Raw genomic sequence first — 17,712 nt, forward strand, 5'->3', positions numbered from 1 at the left:
ATGACCCATCCTCTTTCGCCCACTACACCGGCCCCGGCATCGTCCCTGGCAGCGCGGCTGGCAGCCGTCCTGGCGGGCCTGGCCCTGGCTGTGTGGAGTCCCGGCGCGCTGGCCGCCTGGGACTTGCAACAGTTGATGGACACCCTGGCGCAAACCAAGTCGGGCCGCGCCACCTTCATCGAAAAAAAGCACATCGCGCTGCTCAACCAGCCGGTGGAGTCGTCCGGGGAACTGCTCTACACCGCGCCCGACCGCCTCGAAAAACGCACGCTCAAGCCCAAACCCGAATCCATGGTCGTCAATGGCGGCGAACTGGTGATAGAACGCGGCCGGCAGAAATACCAGCTGCAGCTGCAGGCCTACCCCGAGCTGGCCGCCTTCATCGACAGCATACGCGGCACGCTGGCCGGCGACCGCGGCGCGCTCGAGCGCAGCTACCGGCTCAGCCTGGAAGGCAGCGCCGAGCGCTGGACCCTGCAACTGCAGCCGCTGGACCCCAAGATGCAGGCGGTGATCCAGCGCATCCGCATCAGCGGCGTGCGCAACCAGGTGCGCGGCATAGACATCGCCCAGGCCGACGGCGACAGCTCCAGCATGGCCATCGAACAGGCGGCGCCGTGACGGCAGCCGCGCCGCGCGGCCGCATGGCCGCCATCGCGCTGTGGCTGGTGTTCCTGGCCGGCTGCGCGCTGGTCATCAGCCGCACCCATTTCACCACCGACCTGTCGGCTTTTTTGCCGCGCACGCCCACGCCCGAGCAGCAGTTGCTCAAGGACCAGATCACCGAAGGCCTGGCCTCGCGCCTGGTGCTGGTGGGCATAGAGGGCGCCGATGCCCCGGCCCGGGCCCGGCTGTCGCACCAGCTCGCACAGCAACTGCGCGACGACCCCGCCTTCACCAGCGTGTCCAACGGCGAGCCCGTCAACAGCGCGCGCGACCGCGACTTCCTGCTGGCCAACCGCTATGTGCTGAGCCCCGCCGTCACGCCCGAGCGCTTCAGCGAAGCCGGCCTGCACGCGGCCCTGGGCGACAGCATAGACCTGCTCGCCTCGCCCGCGGGCCTGATGGCCAAGGCCCTGCTGCCGCGCGACCCGACCGGTGAAATGCTGCAGCTGCTGGGGCAGTTCAACGCCGGCAGCCAGCCGAGGCAGCTCGACGGCGCCTGGGCCTCGCGCGACGGCCGGCGCGCGCTGATGCTGCTGCAAACCCGCGCGGCGGGCTCGGACACCGACGCCCAGCAGCAGGCCATGGCCGCGGTCCGCAAGGCCTTCGACGCGGCCGCCGGCCAGAGCGGCGCCTCGCTGGTCATGACCGGCCCCGGCGTGTTCTCCGTCACCTCGCGCGAGGCCATCCAGAGCCAGGTCAGCCTGCTTTCCATGATCAGCGTGGCGCTGATAGCGGGCCTGCTGCTGCTGGTCTACCGCTCCGTCGGCGCGCTGGTCCTGAGTTTCCTGCCCGTCATCAGCGGCGCACTGGCCGGCATTGCTGCGGTGAGCCTGGGCTTCGGCTCGGTGCACGGCATCACGCTGGGTTTCGGCACGGCCCTGATCGGCGAGGCGGTGGACTATTCCATCTACCTGTTCGTGCAGTCCGAGGATGCCGGCGCGGACCCGCAGCATTGGGTCAGGCGCTTCTGGCCCACGGTGCGGCTGGGCGTGCTGACCTCCATCGCCGGTTTTGCCTCGCTGCTGCTGTCCGGCTTTCCGGGCCTGGCGCAGCTGGGCCTGTATTCGATCGCCGGCCTGGTCACGGCCGCCGCGGTTACCCGCTATGTGCTGCCGCATTTGCTGCCGGCGGGCTTTCGCATCCATGACGTCTCGGCCATCGGGCGTATGCTGCAGGCGCTGGCCGGGCGCGCGCCCGCCCTGCGCTGGCCGGCCGCGGCCCTGCTGCTGGCCGCCTGCGCCGTCCTGGCCGGCAACCATGCCAGCCTGTTCAACGACAAGATCTCTTCGCTGAGCCCGGTGTCACAAGCCGATGTGGCGCTCGACGAAAGCCTGCGCGCCGACATGGGCGCGCCGGATGTGCGTTATGTGGTGGTGGTCTCCGCCGGCAGCCGGGAAGCGGTGCTGCAAACCGCCGAGCGGGTGTCCGGCGTGCTGCAGGCGCAGGTCGAGCGCGGCCAGATCGCCGGCTTTGACAGCCCCAGCCGCTACCTTCCCAGCCTGGCCGCGCAAAGCGCCCGCCAGGCCAGCCTGCCGCCGCCCGAACAGCTGCAGGCGCGGCTGGCCCGGGCGGTGCAAGGCCTGCCGGTGCGTGCCGAAGTCTTCGCGCCTTTTCTGGCCGACGTCGCCGCGGCCCGCGGCCGGCCCCCGCTGCAGCCGGCCGACCTGGAAAAAACCTCCATGGCCATGGGCCTGGACGCCCTGCTGCTCGGCAAAGCCGAACGCTGGAACGCCCTGCTGCCGCTGACCGCGCCCAAGGGCGGAAACATCCAGGCCGCCGACATCCGCGCCGCCCTGGCGGCGGCCGCCCTGCCCGGCGTGCTGTTTGTCGACCTGAAAGCAGAATCAGACCGCCTGTACGCGGGCTACCTGCACGAAGCCATCGTGCTGTCGCTGGGCGGGCTGGCCATCATCGTGGTGCTGCTGCTGGCGGTGTTCCGCTCGCCGGCTCGCGTGCTGCGCACCCTGGCGCCGCTGGCCGCCGCGGTCGTCACGGTCACCGCCGGCCTGGCGCTGCTGGGCCAGCAACTGATCATCCTGCACCTGGTCGGCCTGCTGCTGGTGGTGGCCGTCGGCTCCAACTACGCGCTGTTCTTTGACCGGCCCGACCCGGCCACGCCGATCGCGCCGCGCACCCTGGCCTCCATGCTGCTGGCCAACCTGACCACGGTGGCGGGCTTTGGGCTGCTGGCGTTTTCCAAGGTCTCCATCCTGCAGGCCATGGGTGCCACGGTCGCGCCCGGCGTCATCCTGGCGCTGCTGTATGCGGCGATTTTTGCGCGGAGGGCCCATGCCTGAACTCGGCACAGCCTGGAAACCCGGCGCCCTGCTGCGCGCCAGCGCCGGCGTGCACCTGCTGGCGCTGGCGGCCATTGTTTTGAAAGTGGGCCTCTGGCCCTGGGCCCTTGCGGCCCTGGTGCTCAACCACGCGCTGATCGCCTTTGCGGGCCTCTGGCCGCGCAGCCATTGGCTGGGCCCGAACTGGACGCGCCTGCCCGCCGCGGCCGAAGCGCGGCGCGAAATCGCGCTGACCATAGACGACGGGCCCGACCCCGCCGTGACCCCCATGGTGCTGGACCTGCTGGACCGCTACGCGGTCCGCGCCACGTTTTTCTGTGTCGGCGAAAAAGCCGCGCGCCATCCCGAGCTGTGCCGCGAGATGGTGCGGCGCGGCCATGCCGTCGAAAACCACAGCCAGCACCACCGCCACCATTTCTCCGTGACCGGCCCGCGCAGCATGCTGCGCGAGCTGCAGGCCGCGCAGGACACGCTGGCCCGCGCCAGCGGCCAGCGCCCGCTGTTCTTTCGCGCGCCGGCCGGCCTGCGCAACCCTTTCCTCGACCCGGTGCTGGCCCGGCTGGGCCTGAAGCTCGCCAGTTGGTCGGTGCGCGGTTTCGACACGCGCACCGGCGACGCCGCGCGCGTGCTGCACAGGCTCCAGGCCGGGCTGCGTCCCGGCGCCATCGTGCTGCTGCATGACGGCAACGCGGCGCGCACGCCGCAAGGCGTTCCGGTCGTGCTCGAGGTGCTGCCGCCCCTGCTCGAATCGATCAAGGCGGCCGGGCTGCGCACCGTGACCCTGCGCCAGGCCCTCGCATGAAACCGCCGCAAGCCCGCCCCGCCGCCTGGTCCCGCATGGCCGAAGCCATTTCGCGGCACTTCTTCCTCAAGGGCGTGGGAACGATGCTGTTCATCGGCCTGTTTTTCGGCGCCTATTTCTACCTGCTCAAGTACCCGGCCTTTCCCCTCACCGTGATGCCGCGCATCTGGGCCGACCATCTGGTCGGCTTTGCGCCGCTGGCCCTGCCGGTCTACCTGTCGCTGTGGGTCTATGTGTCGCTGCCGCCGCTGTTCTTCAGCGACAGGCGCGAACTGCTGCACTACGGCCTGGCGATCGCACTGACCTGCCTTTTCGGCCTGGCGGTGTTTTTTGTCTGGCCCACGGCCGCCCCGCCGGCCGACGTCGACTGGCTGAAATATCCCGATATGCAATTCCTGAAAAACATCGATGCGGCGGGCAACGCCTGCCCTTCGCTGCATGTCGCCACGGCTGTTTTTTCGGGCCTGTGGCTGCACCGCCTGCTGCGCGGCTTTTCCGCACCGTCCTGGCTGCTGTGGCTGAACGCCCTGTGGTGCGCCGGCATCGCCTACTCGACACTGGCCACGCGCCAGCACGTCGCGGTGGACGTCGCCGCCGGCATCGCCTTGGGCGGGCTCGCGGCCTGGCTGTCCCTGCGCCTGCACCGGCAACGCGGGGGACGCGCGTGAGCGCCGGCCCGCGGCGCGGCATGCCGCCCATCGTGACGGTTTGCTAAAGTGTCTTTTTCTTCAGAGAGGTCCTCCCCCCTGTACCCCCTTTGGCTTTCCCATTTCACCGCGACCAGCAGCATGGGCCGCGGCCTGGCACAGACCCTGGACGCGCTGCGCGCGCGGCGCGGCGGGCTGGCACCCTGCGGCTTCGACACGGTCGACCTGCCCACCTTTGTCGGCGAGGTGCAAGGCGTGGACGAGGTCGTGCTTCCCGAGCCCTTGGCCGCTTTCGACTGCCGCAACAACCGGCTCGCCCTGCTCGGGCTGCGGCAGGACGGCTTTGAGGCCGCCGTGGCTACCGCCACCCAGCACCATGGCGCGCAGCGCGTGGGCGTCTTTGTCGGCACCAGCACGTCGGGCATCCTGCAAACCGAGCTCGCCTACCGCCGGCGCGACCCCCTCAGCGGCGCGCTGCCCGCGGACTTCCACTACAACACCACCCACAACACCTTCTCGGTGGCCGACTTCACGCGCCAGTACCTGGGCCTGGCCGGCCCGGCCGTCGTGGTTTCGTCGGCCTGCTCGTCCAGCGCCAAGGTCTTCGCCTCGGCGCAAAGAATGATGCGCGCCGGCCTGATCGACGCGGCGGTGGTGGGCGGTGTGGATTCGTTGTGCCTGACCACTTTGTACGGCTTCAATTCGCTGGGCCTGATTTCCGGGCAGGCCTGCCGCCCCTTCGACGCCGAGCGCGACGGCATCTCCATCGGCGAGGCCGCCGCCTTTGCGCTGCTCGAACGCGCGCCGGCGCGGCCCCAGCCCGGCGACGTGCTGCTGCTGGGCGTGGGCGAATCCAGCGACGCGCACCACATGTCTTCGCCCCACCCCGAGGGCCTGGGCGCGCGCCTGGCCATGGAGCAGGCCCTGGCCATGGCCGGCCTGGGCGCGGCCGACATCGACTACATCAACCTGCACGGCACCGCCACACAGAGCAACGACGCCGCCGAAGCCAAGGCGGTGGCGTCGCTGTTCGGCACGAGCGTCCCCTGCAGCTCCACCAAGGGCGCGACCGGCCACACCCTGGGCGCCGCCGGCGGCCTGGAGGCCGTGGTCTGCGCGCTGGCGCTGCAGCACGGCCTGCTGCCCGGCGGCCTCAACACCCGTACGCTCGACCCGGCGCTGCCGGTCCACTACCTGGTGGACAACCAGCAAGCGGCGCCGCGCCATGTGCTCAGCAATTCCTTCGGCTTCGGCGGCACCAACTGCAGCCTGCTGCTGGGCCGCGCCGGCTAAACCCAACATGACGCAGACATCCCCTCTCCCCGCCGCCGCCCTCACCGCGTATGTGCAAGGCATAGGCCTGCTGGGCCCCGGCCTGGCGAACTGGGCGCTGGGCCGCGAATGCCTGCTGGGCGCCGTGCCCTACCAGGCCGCGCGCTGCGTGCTGCCGCCGCCCATGGCCTTGCCGCAGGCCGAGCGCCGCCGCGCCGGCGCGGTGGTCAAGGTGTCGCTGGCGGTCGGGGAGGAAGCCGTGGCGGCTTCGGGCCTGCGGGTGGCCACGCTGGCCTCGGTTTTTTCCTCATCCAGCGGCGACGCCGTCAACTGCCATGAGATCTGCAGCACGCTGGCCTCCAGCGACAGGCTGATCTCTCCCACGCGCTTTCACAACTCGGTGCATAACGCCGCGGCCGGCTACTGGAGCATCTCCAGCGGCGCCATGGCGACCTCTTCGGTGCTGTGCGCACGCGATGCCAGTTTTGCCGCCGGCCTGCTCGAGGCCATGACCCAGGTGGTGGTGGAGCAAGTGCCGGTGCTGCTGGTTGCCTATGACACCAACTACCCGGAGCCGCTGTACAGCGCACGCGCCATTCCCGACAGCTTCGGCGTGGCCCTGGTGCTGGCGCCCGGCCGCAGCGAACGCAGCCTGGCGCAATGGACACTGGAGCCGGCCGGGTGTCTGAGCCGCCTGCCCGCTGACCAGTTGGACGACGGCGCGCTCGAAAAACTACGCCGGGACATTCCGGCGGCGCGCTGCCTGCCCCTGCTGCGCGGCGTCGCGGGCCGGCAGTCGGGCCGCGTCGTGCTCGACTACCTGGAGGGCTTGCAGCTGGCCCTGCAGGTCGCGCCCTGAGCTTTGCGAGCCTTCGCCATGCCCCTTGCCTTTACCCCGCCCGCAAGCCTGGACCACGAGGAGATCGCGCGCCGCATTCCGCACCAGGGCAGCATGTGCCTGCTCGATCGCGTGAGCGCCTGGGACAGCCAGCGGATCCGCTGCGAAGCCAGCAGCCACCTGGACCCCGGCAACCCGCTGCGCGCCCACGGGCGGCTGGGCGCGGCCTGCGGCATTGAATACGCGGCGCAGGCTATGGCCGTGCACGGGGCGCTGGTCGCCGAAATGCAGGCAGCCGCACCGGATGAAGCGCCCAAGGCCGGCTACCTGGTCAGCGTGCGCGGCGTGAGCCTGCATGTGGCGAGACTGGACGATGTGGGCGCAGCGCTGGCCGTGCGCGCCGAACGCGGCAGCGGCAACGCCGGCAGCGTGCTCTACGACTTCAGCGTGCATGCGGGGGACACGCTGCTGCTGTCGGGCCGCGCCGTGGTGATGCTGGACGCTACCGCCGCCATAAGCCCCAAGGAGACCCCATGACCGCCCCTTCACCCAAACGCGCGCTGGTCACAGGCGGCAGCGGCGCCATCGGCTCGGCCATTTGCCGCCAGCTGGCCGCCGACGGCTTTTATGTCCTGGTGCACGGCAACCGCAGCCTGGACGCCGCCTCAGCCGTGGTGGCGGCCATACAGGCCGCGGGCGGACAGGCCGAGGCCGTGGCCTTCGACGTGACCGACGCCGCGGCGACCGGTGCGGCGCTGGAGGCGCTGCTGGTGCAGGGGCCGGTGCAGGTGGTGGTGAACAACGCGGGCATCCACGACGACGCGGTCTTCCCGGGCATGCAGCTGCGGCAATGGCAGCAGGTCATCGACGTCTCGCTCAACGGCTTCTTCCACGTGACCCAGCCCCTGATGATGCCCATGATCCGCACGCGCTGGGGCCGCATCATCAACATCACCTCGGTGGCCGCCGTGGCCGGCAACCGCGGCCAGGTGAACTACGCGGCGGCCAAGGGCGCGCTGCACTCGGCCACCAAATCGCTGGCACTGGAAGTGGCCAGCCGCGGCATCACCGTCAATGCGGTCGCGCCCGGCATCATCGCCACGCCCATGAGCCAGGACAGTTTTGATGCGACCGAGATTGCCCGGCTCGTGCCCATGAAGCGGGCCGGCCAGCCCCAGGAGGTCGCCGACCTCGTGAGTTTCCTGGCCTCCGAACGTGCGGCCTACATCAGCGGGCAGGTGATTTCGATCAACGGTGGAATGATCTAAGTCCCACGGATCCTGCGCGCCAGCAGCAAGGGCAGGCGCAGCAAAAAACCCAGCAGCAGGCGGCCGTGCATCCAGCTGAGCAGCAGGTTGTCGCGCAGGTAGTTGAAGTGCGACACGCCGCCCTCGTCGGGGCGGAAATACCGGACGGTGGCCGGCAGGTTGATGGGCTTGACGCCGAGCCAGCACATGCGCACCACCGCCTCGGGGTCGAAATCAAAGCGGCGCATCCAGCGTTGCCCGGCCATGACTTCGCGCAGCGGCGCGATCGGGTAGACACGAAAGCCGAACAGCGAATCGCCTATGCCGGCCCACAAGGTTTCCAGGTCGGCCCAGCCGTTGGACAGCTTGCGCCCGTTCACACGCAGGCGCGGCGCGTCCGCGGCGAACACGGGCGCGCCCAGCACCATGACGTCGGGCTGGGCCTGCGAAACAGCCATGAACTCCGGGATCAGGTGGGCCGGGTGCTGGCCGTCGGAGTCCATGGTCAGCACGTGCGTGAAGCCCTGCGCCGCGGCCAGCTCGATGCCGTGCAGCACGGCGGCGCCCTTGCCAACATTGCGCGGCAACACCAGCACGCGCAGCTGGTCGTCGCCCTCGGCCATCGCCTGCAGGCGCGCGGCGCTGCCGTCGGTGCTGCCGTCGACCACCACCCAGACCGGCGCCCACTGCGCCAGCGCGCCGCGCACGGTTTCGTCGAGCTTGACGCCGGGGTTGTAGCTCGGGATCAGGACCAGGTGCGTGGCGGAGACGGCGCGGGCGGGATTGTTCATCGGCGGGGAGAAGGAGGGATCAAGGGGGCGGAAAACCGGTCGCCAGGCGTGCGCCGGCCCTAGGCCGGCGGCGCCGCGGCGATGGACGAAAGCGGCTGGGACCGTTGCAATTCGGCCTCGAAGTAGCGCTCCAGCTCCGCCGTGAATTGCGCGGTGTCGCCGGCGGGTTCAAAGCGCCTGCCCAGGCGCACACGGTAAGTGACGGGCATTTTCGGCGTCCACAGCAGGGACCAGCCCTTGCCCAGGAAAGCCGAATCGGTTTCGATGAAGACGGCCTGCACCGGAACGCCCGCATGCTTGGAAATCAGGCCGGTCGTGCCCTGCATGCGCCCGACGGGAAAACGCCGGGTGCGGGTTCCTTCGGGAAACAGCAGCAGGCTGCTGCCCTGGCGCAGGTCGGCCACCGACAGCTGCACCATGGTGCGCAGCGGCATGTTGCGGATGTAGCCGACCAGGCGCGCACCGGCGCCGAAGAAGACGCTGTTGACGATGTCGGCCTTCATGATGCAGGTGGCGTCCGGCAGGCGGGACAGGATCATGATCGCATCCAGCAGCGACGGGTGGTTGGGCGCGATGATCAGCGGCGGGCCGTCCCGCAGCGCGTCCAGCGCCGCCAGGTCGAAGCGGCAAGCGCCCATGAGTTCCAGCAGGCGCAGGTAGCCACGAAAGCTCCCCGCCGCGAGCTTGCGCCCCCAACGCCGGCTCAGCGCCCTCGGCAGCAGCGCGCGCATGGCGATGGCCATCACCGAGACGCCCAGGCAGAGGAGCACCAGCAGTGCATAACCCAGGCCCAGCCGCGCGGTTTCATGCAGGGCCCTGCGGCCCGTGTTCAGCACGGGCGCTTCGGCAAGCAAGGCGTCGGATTTGTTGTCCATGGAGCGGTTTCGCAGGGTGGCTTTTGGTTATTGGCTTGCGGTGGTTTTGCGGCTCTCGGCGACCCGGTTGTTGGCCTTGCGAAGGGTTGTGGAGCCCGGCGCGGGCGGGTGCCTGCTGGCTGGACGCTGCTGGAATGGGTGAATTCCAGCGAGTCTACCTCTGCGCGACAGCCGTTTTTCGGCCGATTGCCGGTTTGCGGCGTCAGGTTTCACGCCGTCTGGTGGCTGCCCGCCGGCTTTTCGGGCGCAAGCCGGCTGAAAGCCGCAAGTGCCCGGGATTGCCCGGGAGTACCCGGGAGTAAAGGACAATCGGGGCCTGCGGGGACGGCCAGGCCTCCCCCTAAGATAGCGGTTTGAATGAAAAAAATGCCAAATAAAGGGGGCGCCGGCGCGCCGGTTCATTGATGCAAAAGGAAACAATTCGGGGCAAAAATTCCGCAACGGGGGCTGAGGACACCCCCATGATGACGCAGTACAAGCGCATCAAGGCGGACTATCCCGACACATTGGTTTTTTACCGCATGGGCGACTTCTATGAAGTGTTCTTCGCCGACGCGGAGAAAGCCTCGCGCCTGCTCGACATCACGCTGACGCGGCGCGGCCAGTCGGCCGGCGAGCCGGTGGTCATGGCCGGCGTGCCCTTCCACTCGCTCGAAGGCTACCTGGCCAAACTCATCAAGCTCGGCGAATCGGTGGCGATCTGCGAGCAGGTCGGCGACGTCGCCACCAGCAAGGGGCCGGTCGAGCGCAAGGTAGTTCGGGTGGTCACGCCCGGCACACTGACCGACACCGAGCTGCTCAGCGACAAGACCGAATCCATCCTGCTGGCCGTGCACCAGGGCGCGCGCAACACCTGCGGCCTGGCCTGGCTCAGTGTGACCCAGGGCGAAATCCACCTGGCGCATTGCGCCGGCGACGAACTTGAAGCCTGGCTGGCGCGCGTGGCGCCCAGCGAGCTGCTTTACAACATCGACGTGACGCCGGCCTTCGAGCAGCGGCTCAAGGCCCAGCGCTGCGCCTCCACCGCCCGCCCGGCCTGGCAGTTCGACGCCGCCCTGGGCGCGCGCCGGCTGCTGGACCAGCTCAAGGTCGCCTCACTGGCTTCCTGGAACGCGGAAGCATTGAACGAAGCCCATGCCGCGGCCTCCGCGCTGCTCGGTTATGCCGAACACACGCAGGGCCGCGCGCTGTCGCATGTGCAGGGCCTGCAGGTGGTGCGATCCGGCGAGCTCATCGAGCTGCCGCAAAGCACGCGGCGCAACCTCGAACTCACGCAAACCCTGCGCGGCGAGGATTCGCCCACGCTGTTTTCGCTGCTGGATACCTGCACCACCGGCATGGGCAGCCGCGCGCTCAAGAGCTGGCTGCTCACGCCGCGCCGCGACCGCGCCCAGGCCGCCGCGCGGCTGGATGCCATCACGCACTTGCGCGGCGGCTCGCAGCAAACGCTGCGCGCCAAACTCAAGGGCTGCAGCGACGTGGAACGCATCACCGCCCGCATCGCGCTGCGCCAGGCGCGGCCGCGCGAGCTGGTCGCCCTCAAGGACACGCTGCAAAAAGCCGAGCTGGCCGCGCCCGCGGGCAGTGATTTCCCCGAACTGCTCACCCGCATCTTCGAAGACCTGCAGCCGCCGGCCGGCTGCGCCGCGCTGCTGGGCCGCTATGTGCTGGACGAGCCGGCCGCGCTGATACGCGACGGCGGTGTCATCAACCACGGCTGCGATGCCGACCTCGACGAGCTGCGCGCCATCCAGACCAATTGCGACAGCTTTTTGCTGGACCTGGAAGTGCGCGAAAAAGCCCGCACCGGCATCGCCAACCTGCGCGTGCAGTTCAACAAGGTGCACGGCTTTTACATCGAGGTCACGCAGGGCCAGGTCGACAAGGTGCCCGACGACTACCGCCGCCGCCAGACGCTCAAGAATGCGGAGCGCTACATCACGCCCGAACTCAAGGCCTTTGAAGACAAGGCCCTGTCGGCGCAGGAGCGCGCCCTCGCGCGCGAAAAATGGCTGTACGAACAGCTGCTGGACCAGCTGCAGGACTTCATCCCCGCGCTGAGCCGGCTGGCGCGCGCCCTGGCCTCGCTGGACGCGCTGTGCGCGCTGGCAGAGCGCTCGCTCACGCTGAACTGGGCCGCGCCGGTGTTTGTGCGCGAGCCCTGCATAGACATCATCCAGGGCCGGCACCCGGTGGTGGAGGCCCGCCTGGCCGAAACCGGCGGGGGTTCCTTCATCGCCAACGACAGTGTGATGAGCGGCAAACACCGCATGCAGGTCATCACCGGCCCCAACATGGGCGGTAAATCGACCTATATGCGCCAGGTGGCCCTGATCGTGCTGCTGGCCAGCGTGGGCTCCTACGTGCCGGCGGCCAGCTGCCGGCTCGGGCCCATAGACGCCATCCACACCCGAATAGGCGCAGCCGACGACGTGGCCAATGCGCAATCGACCTTCATGCTGGAGATGACCGAGGCCGCGCAGATCCTGCACGCCGCCACGCCGCACTCGCTGGTGCTGATGGACGAGATAGGCCGCGGCACCTCCACCTTCGACGGCCTGGCGCTGGCCGGCGGCATCGCTGCCTATTTGCACAACAAGACGCAGGCCTTCACGCTGTTCGCCACGCACTACTTCGAGCTGACCGAATTCCCGGCCCAGCACCACGGCGCCATCAATGTGCACGTGAGCGCGGTCGAGTCCGGCGCCGACATCGTGTTCCTGCACCACATCGAGCCCGGCCCCGCCAGCAAGAGCTACGGGATTGCCGTGGCCAAGCTGGCCGGTGTGCCCGCCGCCGTGGTCAACCACGCCCGCCATGCGCTCAATGCGCTGGAGGCCCACCAGAACGAAGCGCGCGCCCAGGTCGACCTGTTCGCCGCACCGCCCGAGGCCGCCGTGCCCGAACAAAGCGCGGTGGACAAGGCATTGGGTACCATAGACCCTGATGCACTGACGCCGCGCGAGGCGCTGGACGCCCTGTACCGCCTCAAAAAGATGTCCGCCTCGCCGTGAACCAGCGCAAACCGAACTCCCCCACACCCCAAAGCCATCTCATGACCTACTGCGTCGCCGCCAAACTCAACGCCGGGCTGGTGTTTTTGTCAGACTCCCGCACCAATGCGGGCCTGGACCACATCAGCACCTTCCGCAAGATGATCGTCTATGAAAAAGCGGGCGACCGCTTCATGGTGCTGCTGTCGGCCGGCAACCTGTCGATCTCGCAGTCGATACGCGAGATCCTGCAGGTCGAGCAGCTCAAGGACCATGAAGGCGGCGAGCCCATCACCATCTGGAACGCCAAAAGCATGTTCGACGCCGCGCGCGTGCTGGGCTCGGCTATACGCCGCGTCTACGACCGCGACGCCGAGGCGCTCAAAAACGCCGACGTGGACTTCAACGTCTCGCTGGTTTTCGGCGGCCAGATCCGCGGCGAGAACATGCGCCTGTTCCAGATGTATTCGGCCGGCAACTTCATTGAAGCCACCGACGAGACGCCCTACTTCCAGGTCGGCGAATCCAAATACGGCAAACCCGTGCTGGACCGCGTGCTGACCCCCGCCACGCCCTTGGCCGAGGCCGCCAAATGTGTGCTGGTGTCCATGGACTCGACCATGAAGTCCAACCTCTCGGTGGGCCTGCCGCTGGACCTGGTGGTCTACGAGGCCGACACCTACAAAAGCGACAAGATCGTCTGCATCGACAACGACAACCCCTACTACCGCATGATGCACAGCAGCTGGGGCCAGAAGCTGCGCGAGGTCTTCGACAGCATCGAGGACCCGGTCTGGGACGACGCGCACACCGACATCCCGCTGAAGATGCCGGCCACTCGCCACGAGCCGCTGAAAAAGATCAGCACGCCCGACGAGAAACTGATTTAAGCCGTGCCCACCGCCGCCAAACCGCTGGTCATTTTTTCCCACGGCAACAGCTTCCCGGCCGGCACTTACAGCGCGGTTTTTAATAGCCTGAAAGCCCGCGGCTTTCAGGTCAAGGCGGTTGACAAATTCGGCCACGACCCGCGCTACCCGGTCACCAGCAACTGGCCCCACCTGGTGCAGCAACTGGCCGACTTCACGGCCCGCGAGGTTGAAAAAGCCGGCCAGCCGGCCTTTTTGGTCGGCCATTCGCTGGGCGGTTTTTTAAGCCTGATGTGCGCCGCGCGCAACCCGCAGCTGGGCGGCCAGCCCGTCAAGGGCGTGGTACTGGTCGACTCGCCCATCCTGGGCGGCTGGCGCGCCCGCGCCCTCAGCGTGGCCAAACGCGCGCAGCTGGTCGGCGCCATCTCGCCCGGCGCCATCAGCCGCAAACGCAAAAACCAGTGGCTGGGCAAGGACGAGGTGTTCGAGCACTTCCGAAGCAAAAAAGCCTTTGCCGCCTGGGACGAGCAGGTGCTGCGCGACTACATCGCGCACGGCACCTATGAAGGCACGGGCGAGGACGAGGGCAAGCAGCTGCTGAGCTTTGACCGCGACGTGGAAACCGCGATCTACAACACCCTGCCCGACAACCTCGAAGGCCTGCTCAAGCGCCATCCCCTGAAATGCCCCGTCGCCTTTATAGGCGGGCGCCAGTCGGCCGAGATGAAGCAGGTCGGCATGGGGATGACAGAGAAAGTCACCAAGGGAAGGATCATGATGCTGGACGGCAGCCACCTGTTCCCCATGGAAAAGCCTTTGATGACGGCGGCGGCCATCGAGGCGGCCTTGCGGAATTTCCTGGACTGACCCAGGCGCCTACAAGACCTCGGCCGAAGACAAGGCCGGCGTCTCGGCAATCCGCGCCGAGATGGCCCGGCAAGCCTCCAGCAGCGGCGCCACATAGGCCTGCTCGGGGTTGTCCTTCTGCCGGAACATCAGCGTGCTGACGCTGATGGCCGCTACAGGCGTGCCACCGCCGCCGCGTATCACGGCGCCGTAGCAAAAAATGCCGGCCTCATGCTCTTCCCCATCCACAGACCAGCCGCGCTCCCGCGTGAGCTGCAGCTGCTTGCGCAAGTCGGGCAGCTTCACCAAAGTGTTGCCGGTATAGCGCGGCAAGGGCAGCCCCTGCAGCAGCGGCTCCAGCACAGCAGGCTCCAGCGCCGCCATATAAGCCTTGCCGACCGCTGTCGCATGCAGCGCCACGCTGCTGCCTATGCGGGACGCCATGCGCACGGCGCTCGGGCTTTCGAGTTTTTCGATATAGACCATGGCGCTGCCGTTGGGCACGGCCAGGTGCACGGTTTCGCCGGTGATATCGCGCAGGCGCTTGAGTTCGTCGACCGCGGCCAGGCGCAGGTCCGAGCGGCCCCAGCTGCGGCTGGCCAGCTGGATCAGGCGCGGACCCAGGGCCAGCAGTGCGCCGCGCTCGTTCTCGACCAAGAGGCGCTCGGCCACCAGGGCCGCGACGATGCGGTGCACCGTGGGCCTGGGGTAGCCGCTGGCCTTGACCAGCGCGCCTACGTTGAGCGGCTGCTCCGAGTCGGCCACCAGCTGCAGCACGTGCATGAATTTGGAGAACGCGGCCGTGCCGGCCACCTGCGACGCAGCGACGGTCGGCGCCATCACGACACCATGTAGCCGCCGTCCACCGGCAGGATCACACCGGTCATAAAGGCGGCGGCCGGTGTGCAGAGAAACATCGCGGCCTCAGCCACGTCCTTTGGCGTGCCCCAGCGGCCCATGGGCGTGCGCGCCAGGATGGGGCCGGCGCGCGCCGGGTCGTCCTGCAGGGCTTTGGTGAGCGGCGTGGCGATCCAGCCGGGCGCGATGGCGTTCACGCGTATGCCGTCGGGCGCATAGGCGATTGCCAGCGACTTGGTGAGCTGGGCGACGCCGCCCTTGCTGGCCGCATAACCGGGCACCAGGCCGCCGCCGAAAAAGCTCAGCATGGAGGCCGTGTTGACGATGCAGCCGCGGCTGGCCTTGAGGCGCCCGCGCGTGGCCGTGCACACGCGCATGGTGCCGGTCAGGTTGACGGCCAGCACTTTTTCAAACACCTCGATGTCGTGCTCGGCGCCGCGCTGGATGATGCCGGCGCAGTTGAACACGATGTCCAGTTTGTCGATGCCGGCCAGCGCCGCATCCAGGCTGGTAGCCGAGGTCACGTCGGCCTGGCGCACCTCGACAGCGGCGTCGAGCGTGCCGTCGCCGCCGCCCAGCCCCAGGGCCGTGACCTCGGCGCCCAGCGCCGCGAGGTGGTTGGCGATGACGGCGCCTATGCCCTGGGTCGCGCCGGCGACCAGTGCGCGCTTGCCTTTAAAAAGTCCGGCCTGGTAGGTCATAGGTAGTTCCTGAAAAAACGGCCGCAGTCAGCGGATAAATTGTTGTGTGTAATCGGCGCCTAGGCCGACAGCTTCGAAGTGCTTGTTGCACATCTCGATCTTGGTGAACACGTCCTCATAGCCCATGCCTTTGCCATAGGGGTCGGTGTAGTACATGACACCGTTGACCTGGAAGTAGGTGATCATTTCCTCGACGTCTTCCGGTACATACAGCGTGTGGGTTTCGCCGGGCGGCTCGAACACATAGCTGCCCTCGGTGGCCTCCCAGTCATGCTCCAGGTAGCGCCAGCGGCCCTTGAGCACAAAGCCGTGCACCGCCTGCGGATGGCGATGCCGGCTCAGCACGCCGGACTTGCGCACGCGCAGCAGATTCATCCAGTAGCCCTGGCTGGCGTTCAGGCACAGCGGGCGGAACCAGACGTTCTCGGCCTGCGGCACCCAGAGCCGTTCATCAGTGGGGATGGCGTGCTGCACCACGATTTCCGGCCTGGCGTCGGGCGGGTTGGGGTACTGGTAGGGCATCAGCGGCGTCTGGTCGGGGGTGTCTACGGGCATGGGATTTGTCCATATTGTGGATACGTGTCCATATTGTAGAAAACAACGACTTCGAAAGTGCGGGGATTTACCCCTAAGCGCGCAGGCCGGCATTTGCAACAGACTGGATAAACTACGCCAACCATCCGGCGCCTGCGCCGAGCAATAACACGCGACTCTCCGAGGAGAACTCCCATGGCCCTGCCCTTTATCGTCACCCTCGCCGTGACCTTTCTTGCCTGGGCCGTCGCGGCCGTCGTGTCCCAGAGCATGGGCGACGCGATGACGCTGAGCGCTTCCGTCTGGCTGGCCACCGGGGTGACTTTTGGCGCGCTGCTGGTGGTCAAGCCGGCCAAACGTTTTGCCGTGCTGGCCGGCGCCGCGCTGGCGGCCGTCGTGCTGTCGCTGCTGGACGGCCTGGCGCTGTTGCCGGCGCTCGCCTTTGGCGCCAACGAGGCGCTGGCGGCCGGCCTGGGCGCCTGGGTGGCGCGCCTGCTGCGCGCGCCCCGTCCCGACGGCCGCATCGAGCCGGGCAAGGCCTACGCCGGCCTGCTGGTCGGTGCGCTGCTGACTTCCGCACTGGGCGCCAGCATCGCCATCGTGCTCTGGAGCTGGGCCCTGCCCCAGCCCATTCCCCTGCTGACCGAGTGGCGTGTCTGGGCCTGCACGACCTTTGTCGGCATCCTGCTGGTCGCGCCGCTCATCACTTCCTTCGCGGGCTTCAAGGTCAAGCGTTCGGGCGGCATGGCCAGCAGCCAGTTTCTTGCGGGCGCCGGCACCTTTGTGCTGTTCTTTGTGGTGGCGGCGCTGATTTTTTCGAGCGACGTGTCCGACCGCTTCGGCGCCTCGCTGGGCCCCACGCTGGCCTACCTGCCGCTGCCCTTTATGGTGGTCACCGCCATCCTCTGGAAGGAGCGCGGCGCCACGCTGGCCACGCTGCTGGGCGCGCTGGCGCTGATCGCCTGGACCAACAGCGGCGGCGGGCCTTTCGCCGAGGTCGAGGGCTTTCCGGGCGAGGCGGTGATCGAGGTCCAGGGTTATGTGGCCGTGATGGCTTTGCTGGTGGGCGTGGTCAACGCGCTGGGCGCCACCGCCGCGCAGGCGCTGGCGCTGGCGCAGGACTGGCGCACCCGCTACCGCCAGGTGCTGGAATCGAACCGCACGGTGGTCGCCAATTTCGACGCCAGGACCGGCGCGGCCGAATGGGGCGAAGGCGCCAGCGACCTGCTGCGCACCGATGCCGCAGGCCTGCTGACGGTGCAGGACTTCATCACCCACGCCGACCCGCAGGAGCAGCCCGCGCTGCAGGCCGACTGGCGCGACCTCACGCAGGGCCAGCGCGAGCACGTGCTGTGGAAAAACACCCTGCGCTGGAGCGACGGCCGCGTGGCCGCCGTGAACGCGCGCCTGTCGGGCGTGCGCGGTGCCGACGGCCAGGTCGAACAGGTGGCCGTGCTGCTGGAAGTCGAGGCCTGA

General features: G+C 68.4%; 17 protein-coding genes. 12 read left to right on the top strand and 5 right to left on the bottom strand.

Translation table 11 applies throughout. From position 1 onward, the window contains the following. From AC1DUN_RS08650 to fabG, 8 genes are all read left to right on the top strand, one after another. Positions 1-621 carry a LolA-related protein gene (locus tag AC1DUN_RS08650; protein ID WP_477713599.1) on the top strand — a complete coding sequence of 207 codons (621 nt, stop codon included), beginning with the start codon at positions 1-3 and terminating at the stop codon, positions 619-621. Positions 622-644: 23 nt separating this feature from the next. Next, positions 645-2,963, top strand: a complete 2,319-nt coding sequence (locus tag AC1DUN_RS08655; RefSeq protein ID WP_477713726.1) for an MMPL family transporter — start codon at positions 645-647, stop codon at positions 2,961-2,963. Beyond that, complete coding sequence (locus AC1DUN_RS08660; protein ID WP_477713600.1) at positions 2,956-3,765, top strand: polysaccharide deacetylase family protein; 810 nt, start codon at positions 2,956-2,958, stop codon at positions 3,763-3,765. The genes AC1DUN_RS08655 and AC1DUN_RS08660 overlap by 8 nt, the downstream gene beginning before the upstream one ends. Further along, a complete protein-coding gene (locus tag AC1DUN_RS08665; RefSeq protein WP_477713601.1) occupies positions 3,762-4,433 on the top strand; it encodes a phosphatase PAP2 family protein in 672 nt (223 codons plus the stop codon). Before AC1DUN_RS08660 ends, AC1DUN_RS08665 begins: the two co-directional genes overlap by 4 nt. Positions 4,434-4,511: 78 nt before the next feature. After that, positions 4,512-5,705: a beta-ketoacyl-[acyl-carrier-protein] synthase family protein gene (locus AC1DUN_RS08670; RefSeq protein ID WP_477713727.1), complete on the top strand. Its 1,194-nt coding sequence runs from the start codon at positions 4,512-4,514 to the stop codon at positions 5,703-5,705. Positions 5,706-5,712: 7 nt separating this feature from the next. Next, positions 5,713-6,543 carry a beta-ketoacyl synthase chain length factor gene (locus AC1DUN_RS08675; RefSeq protein ID WP_477713602.1) on the top strand — a complete coding sequence of 277 codons (831 nt, stop codon included), beginning with the start codon at positions 5,713-5,715 and terminating at the stop codon, positions 6,541-6,543. Between the two features lie 18 nt (positions 6,544-6,561). Beyond that, positions 6,562-7,059 carry a hotdog family protein gene (locus AC1DUN_RS08680; RefSeq protein WP_477713603.1) on the top strand — a complete coding sequence of 166 codons (498 nt, stop codon included), beginning with the start codon at positions 6,562-6,564 and terminating at the stop codon, positions 7,057-7,059. Then, positions 7,056-7,790 (top strand): 3-oxoacyl-ACP reductase FabG, encoded by a 735-nt coding sequence (gene fabG / locus AC1DUN_RS08685; RefSeq protein WP_477713604.1) that lies wholly within the window; start codon positions 7,056-7,058, stop codon positions 7,788-7,790. Before AC1DUN_RS08680 ends, fabG begins: the two co-directional genes overlap by 4 nt. On the opposite strand, the gene AC1DUN_RS08690 is transcribed toward fabG, so the two are convergent. Next, positions 7,787-8,560 (bottom strand): glycosyltransferase family 2 protein, encoded by a 774-nt coding sequence (locus AC1DUN_RS08690; protein WP_477713605.1) that lies wholly within the window; start codon positions 8,558-8,560, stop codon positions 7,787-7,789. The two genes, fabG and AC1DUN_RS08690, sit on opposite strands and share 4 nt — an antisense overlap. Positions 8,561-8,619: 59 nt before the next feature. Beyond that, positions 8,620-9,435: a lysophospholipid acyltransferase family protein gene (locus tag AC1DUN_RS08695; protein WP_477713606.1), complete on the bottom strand. Its 816-nt coding sequence runs from the start codon at positions 9,433-9,435 to the stop codon at positions 8,620-8,622. A gap of 404 nt (positions 9,436-9,839) precedes the next feature. On the opposite strand from AC1DUN_RS08695, the gene mutS reads away from it, so the two are divergent. The 3 genes from mutS to AC1DUN_RS08710 are packed head-to-tail and all read left to right on the top strand — an operon-like array spanning position 9,840 to position 14,164. After that, positions 9,840-12,449, top strand: coding sequence for a DNA mismatch repair protein MutS (mutS, locus tag AC1DUN_RS08700; protein WP_477713607.1), 2,610 nt, complete (start codon positions 9,840-9,842; stop codon positions 12,447-12,449). A gap of 41 nt (positions 12,450-12,490) precedes the next feature. Further along, positions 12,491-13,318 (top strand): proteasome-type protease, encoded by an 828-nt coding sequence (locus AC1DUN_RS08705; RefSeq protein WP_007872287.1) that lies wholly within the window; start codon positions 12,491-12,493, stop codon positions 13,316-13,318. Between the two features lie 3 nt (positions 13,319-13,321). Then, complete coding sequence (locus AC1DUN_RS08710) at positions 13,322-14,164, top strand: alpha/beta fold hydrolase (RefSeq protein ID WP_477713608.1); 843 nt, start codon at positions 13,322-13,324, stop codon at positions 14,162-14,164. 9 nt (positions 14,165-14,173) lie between these two features. On the opposite strand, the gene AC1DUN_RS08715 is transcribed toward AC1DUN_RS08710, so the two are convergent. From AC1DUN_RS08715 to AC1DUN_RS08725, 3 genes are read right to left on the bottom strand one after another with little or no spacing between them, the layout of a single operon-like run. Beyond that, positions 14,174-14,983 (bottom strand): IclR family transcriptional regulator, encoded by an 810-nt coding sequence (locus tag AC1DUN_RS08715; RefSeq protein WP_477713609.1) that lies wholly within the window; start codon positions 14,981-14,983, stop codon positions 14,174-14,176. Then, positions 14,983-15,702: an SDR family NAD(P)-dependent oxidoreductase gene (locus tag AC1DUN_RS08720; RefSeq protein WP_477713610.1), complete on the bottom strand. Its 720-nt coding sequence runs from the start codon at positions 15,700-15,702 to the stop codon at positions 14,983-14,985. Before AC1DUN_RS08720 ends, AC1DUN_RS08715 begins: the two co-directional genes overlap by 1 nt. A 27-nt stretch (positions 15,703-15,729) precedes the next feature. Then, the gene (locus AC1DUN_RS08725) at positions 15,730-16,257 is read right to left on the bottom strand and encodes a 2,4'-dihydroxyacetophenone dioxygenase family protein (protein WP_007874999.1); all 528 of its coding nucleotides are present in this window, start codon (positions 16,255-16,257) and stop codon (positions 15,730-15,732) included. A gap of 174 nt (positions 16,258-16,431) precedes the next feature. Between AC1DUN_RS08725 and AC1DUN_RS08730 the strand changes: the two genes are divergently transcribed. Continuing rightward, positions 16,432-17,712, top strand: a complete 1,281-nt coding sequence (locus AC1DUN_RS08730) for an MASE1 domain-containing protein (RefSeq protein ID WP_477713611.1) — start codon at positions 16,432-16,434, stop codon at positions 17,710-17,712.

The sequence above is a fragment of the Polaromonas sp. P4_F6 genome, from assembly GCF_056401275.1.

What these genes read in the sequence shown, in the direction of transcription:
- AC1DUN_RS08650 (WP_477713599.1), top strand. Translation starts at nt 1, where the DNA reads ATGACCCATCCTCTTTCGCCCACTACACCGGCCCCGGCATCGTCCCTG.
- AC1DUN_RS08655 (WP_477713726.1), top strand. Translation starts at nt 645, where the DNA reads ATGGCCGCCATCGCGCTGTGGCTGGTGTTCCTGGCCGGCTGCGCGCTG.
- AC1DUN_RS08660 (WP_477713600.1), top strand. Translation starts at nt 2,956, where the DNA reads ATGCCTGAACTCGGCACAGCCTGGAAACCCGGCGCCCTGCTGCGCGCC.
- AC1DUN_RS08665 (WP_477713601.1), top strand. Translation starts at nt 3,762, where the DNA reads ATGAAACCGCCGCAAGCCCGCCCCGCCGCCTGGTCCCGCATGGCCGAA.
- AC1DUN_RS08675 (WP_477713602.1), top strand. Translation starts at nt 5,713, where the DNA reads ATGACGCAGACATCCCCTCTCCCCGCCGCCGCCCTCACCGCGTATGTG.
- AC1DUN_RS08680 (WP_477713603.1), top strand. Translation starts at nt 6,562, where the DNA reads ATGCCCCTTGCCTTTACCCCGCCCGCAAGCCTGGACCACGAGGAGATC.
- fabG (WP_477713604.1), top strand. Translation starts at nt 7,056, where the DNA reads ATGACCGCCCCTTCACCCAAACGCGCGCTGGTCACAGGCGGCAGCGGC.
- AC1DUN_RS08690 (WP_477713605.1), bottom strand. Translation starts at nt 8,560, where the DNA reads ATGAACAATCCCGCCCGCGCCGTCTCCGCCACGCACCTGGTCCTGATC.
- AC1DUN_RS08695 (WP_477713606.1), bottom strand. Translation starts at nt 9,435, where the DNA reads ATGGACAACAAATCCGACGCCTTGCTTGCCGAAGCGCCCGTGCTGAAC.
- mutS (WP_477713607.1), top strand. Translation starts at nt 9,840, where the DNA reads ATGCAAAAGGAAACAATTCGGGGCAAAAATTCCGCAACGGGGGCTGAG.
- AC1DUN_RS08705 (WP_007872287.1), top strand. Translation starts at nt 12,491, where the DNA reads ATGACCTACTGCGTCGCCGCCAAACTCAACGCCGGGCTGGTGTTTTTG.
- AC1DUN_RS08715 (WP_477713609.1), bottom strand. Translation starts at nt 14,983, where the DNA reads ATGGCGCCGACCGTCGCTGCGTCGCAGGTGGCCGGCACGGCCGCGTTC.
- AC1DUN_RS08720 (WP_477713610.1), bottom strand. Translation starts at nt 15,702, where the DNA reads ATGACCTACCAGGCCGGACTTTTTAAAGGCAAGCGCGCACTGGTCGCC.
- AC1DUN_RS08725 (WP_007874999.1), bottom strand. Translation starts at nt 16,257, where the DNA reads ATGCCCGTAGACACCCCCGACCAGACGCCGCTGATGCCCTACCAGTAC.
- AC1DUN_RS08730 (WP_477713611.1), top strand. Translation starts at nt 16,432, where the DNA reads ATGGCCCTGCCCTTTATCGTCACCCTCGCCGTGACCTTTCTTGCCTGG.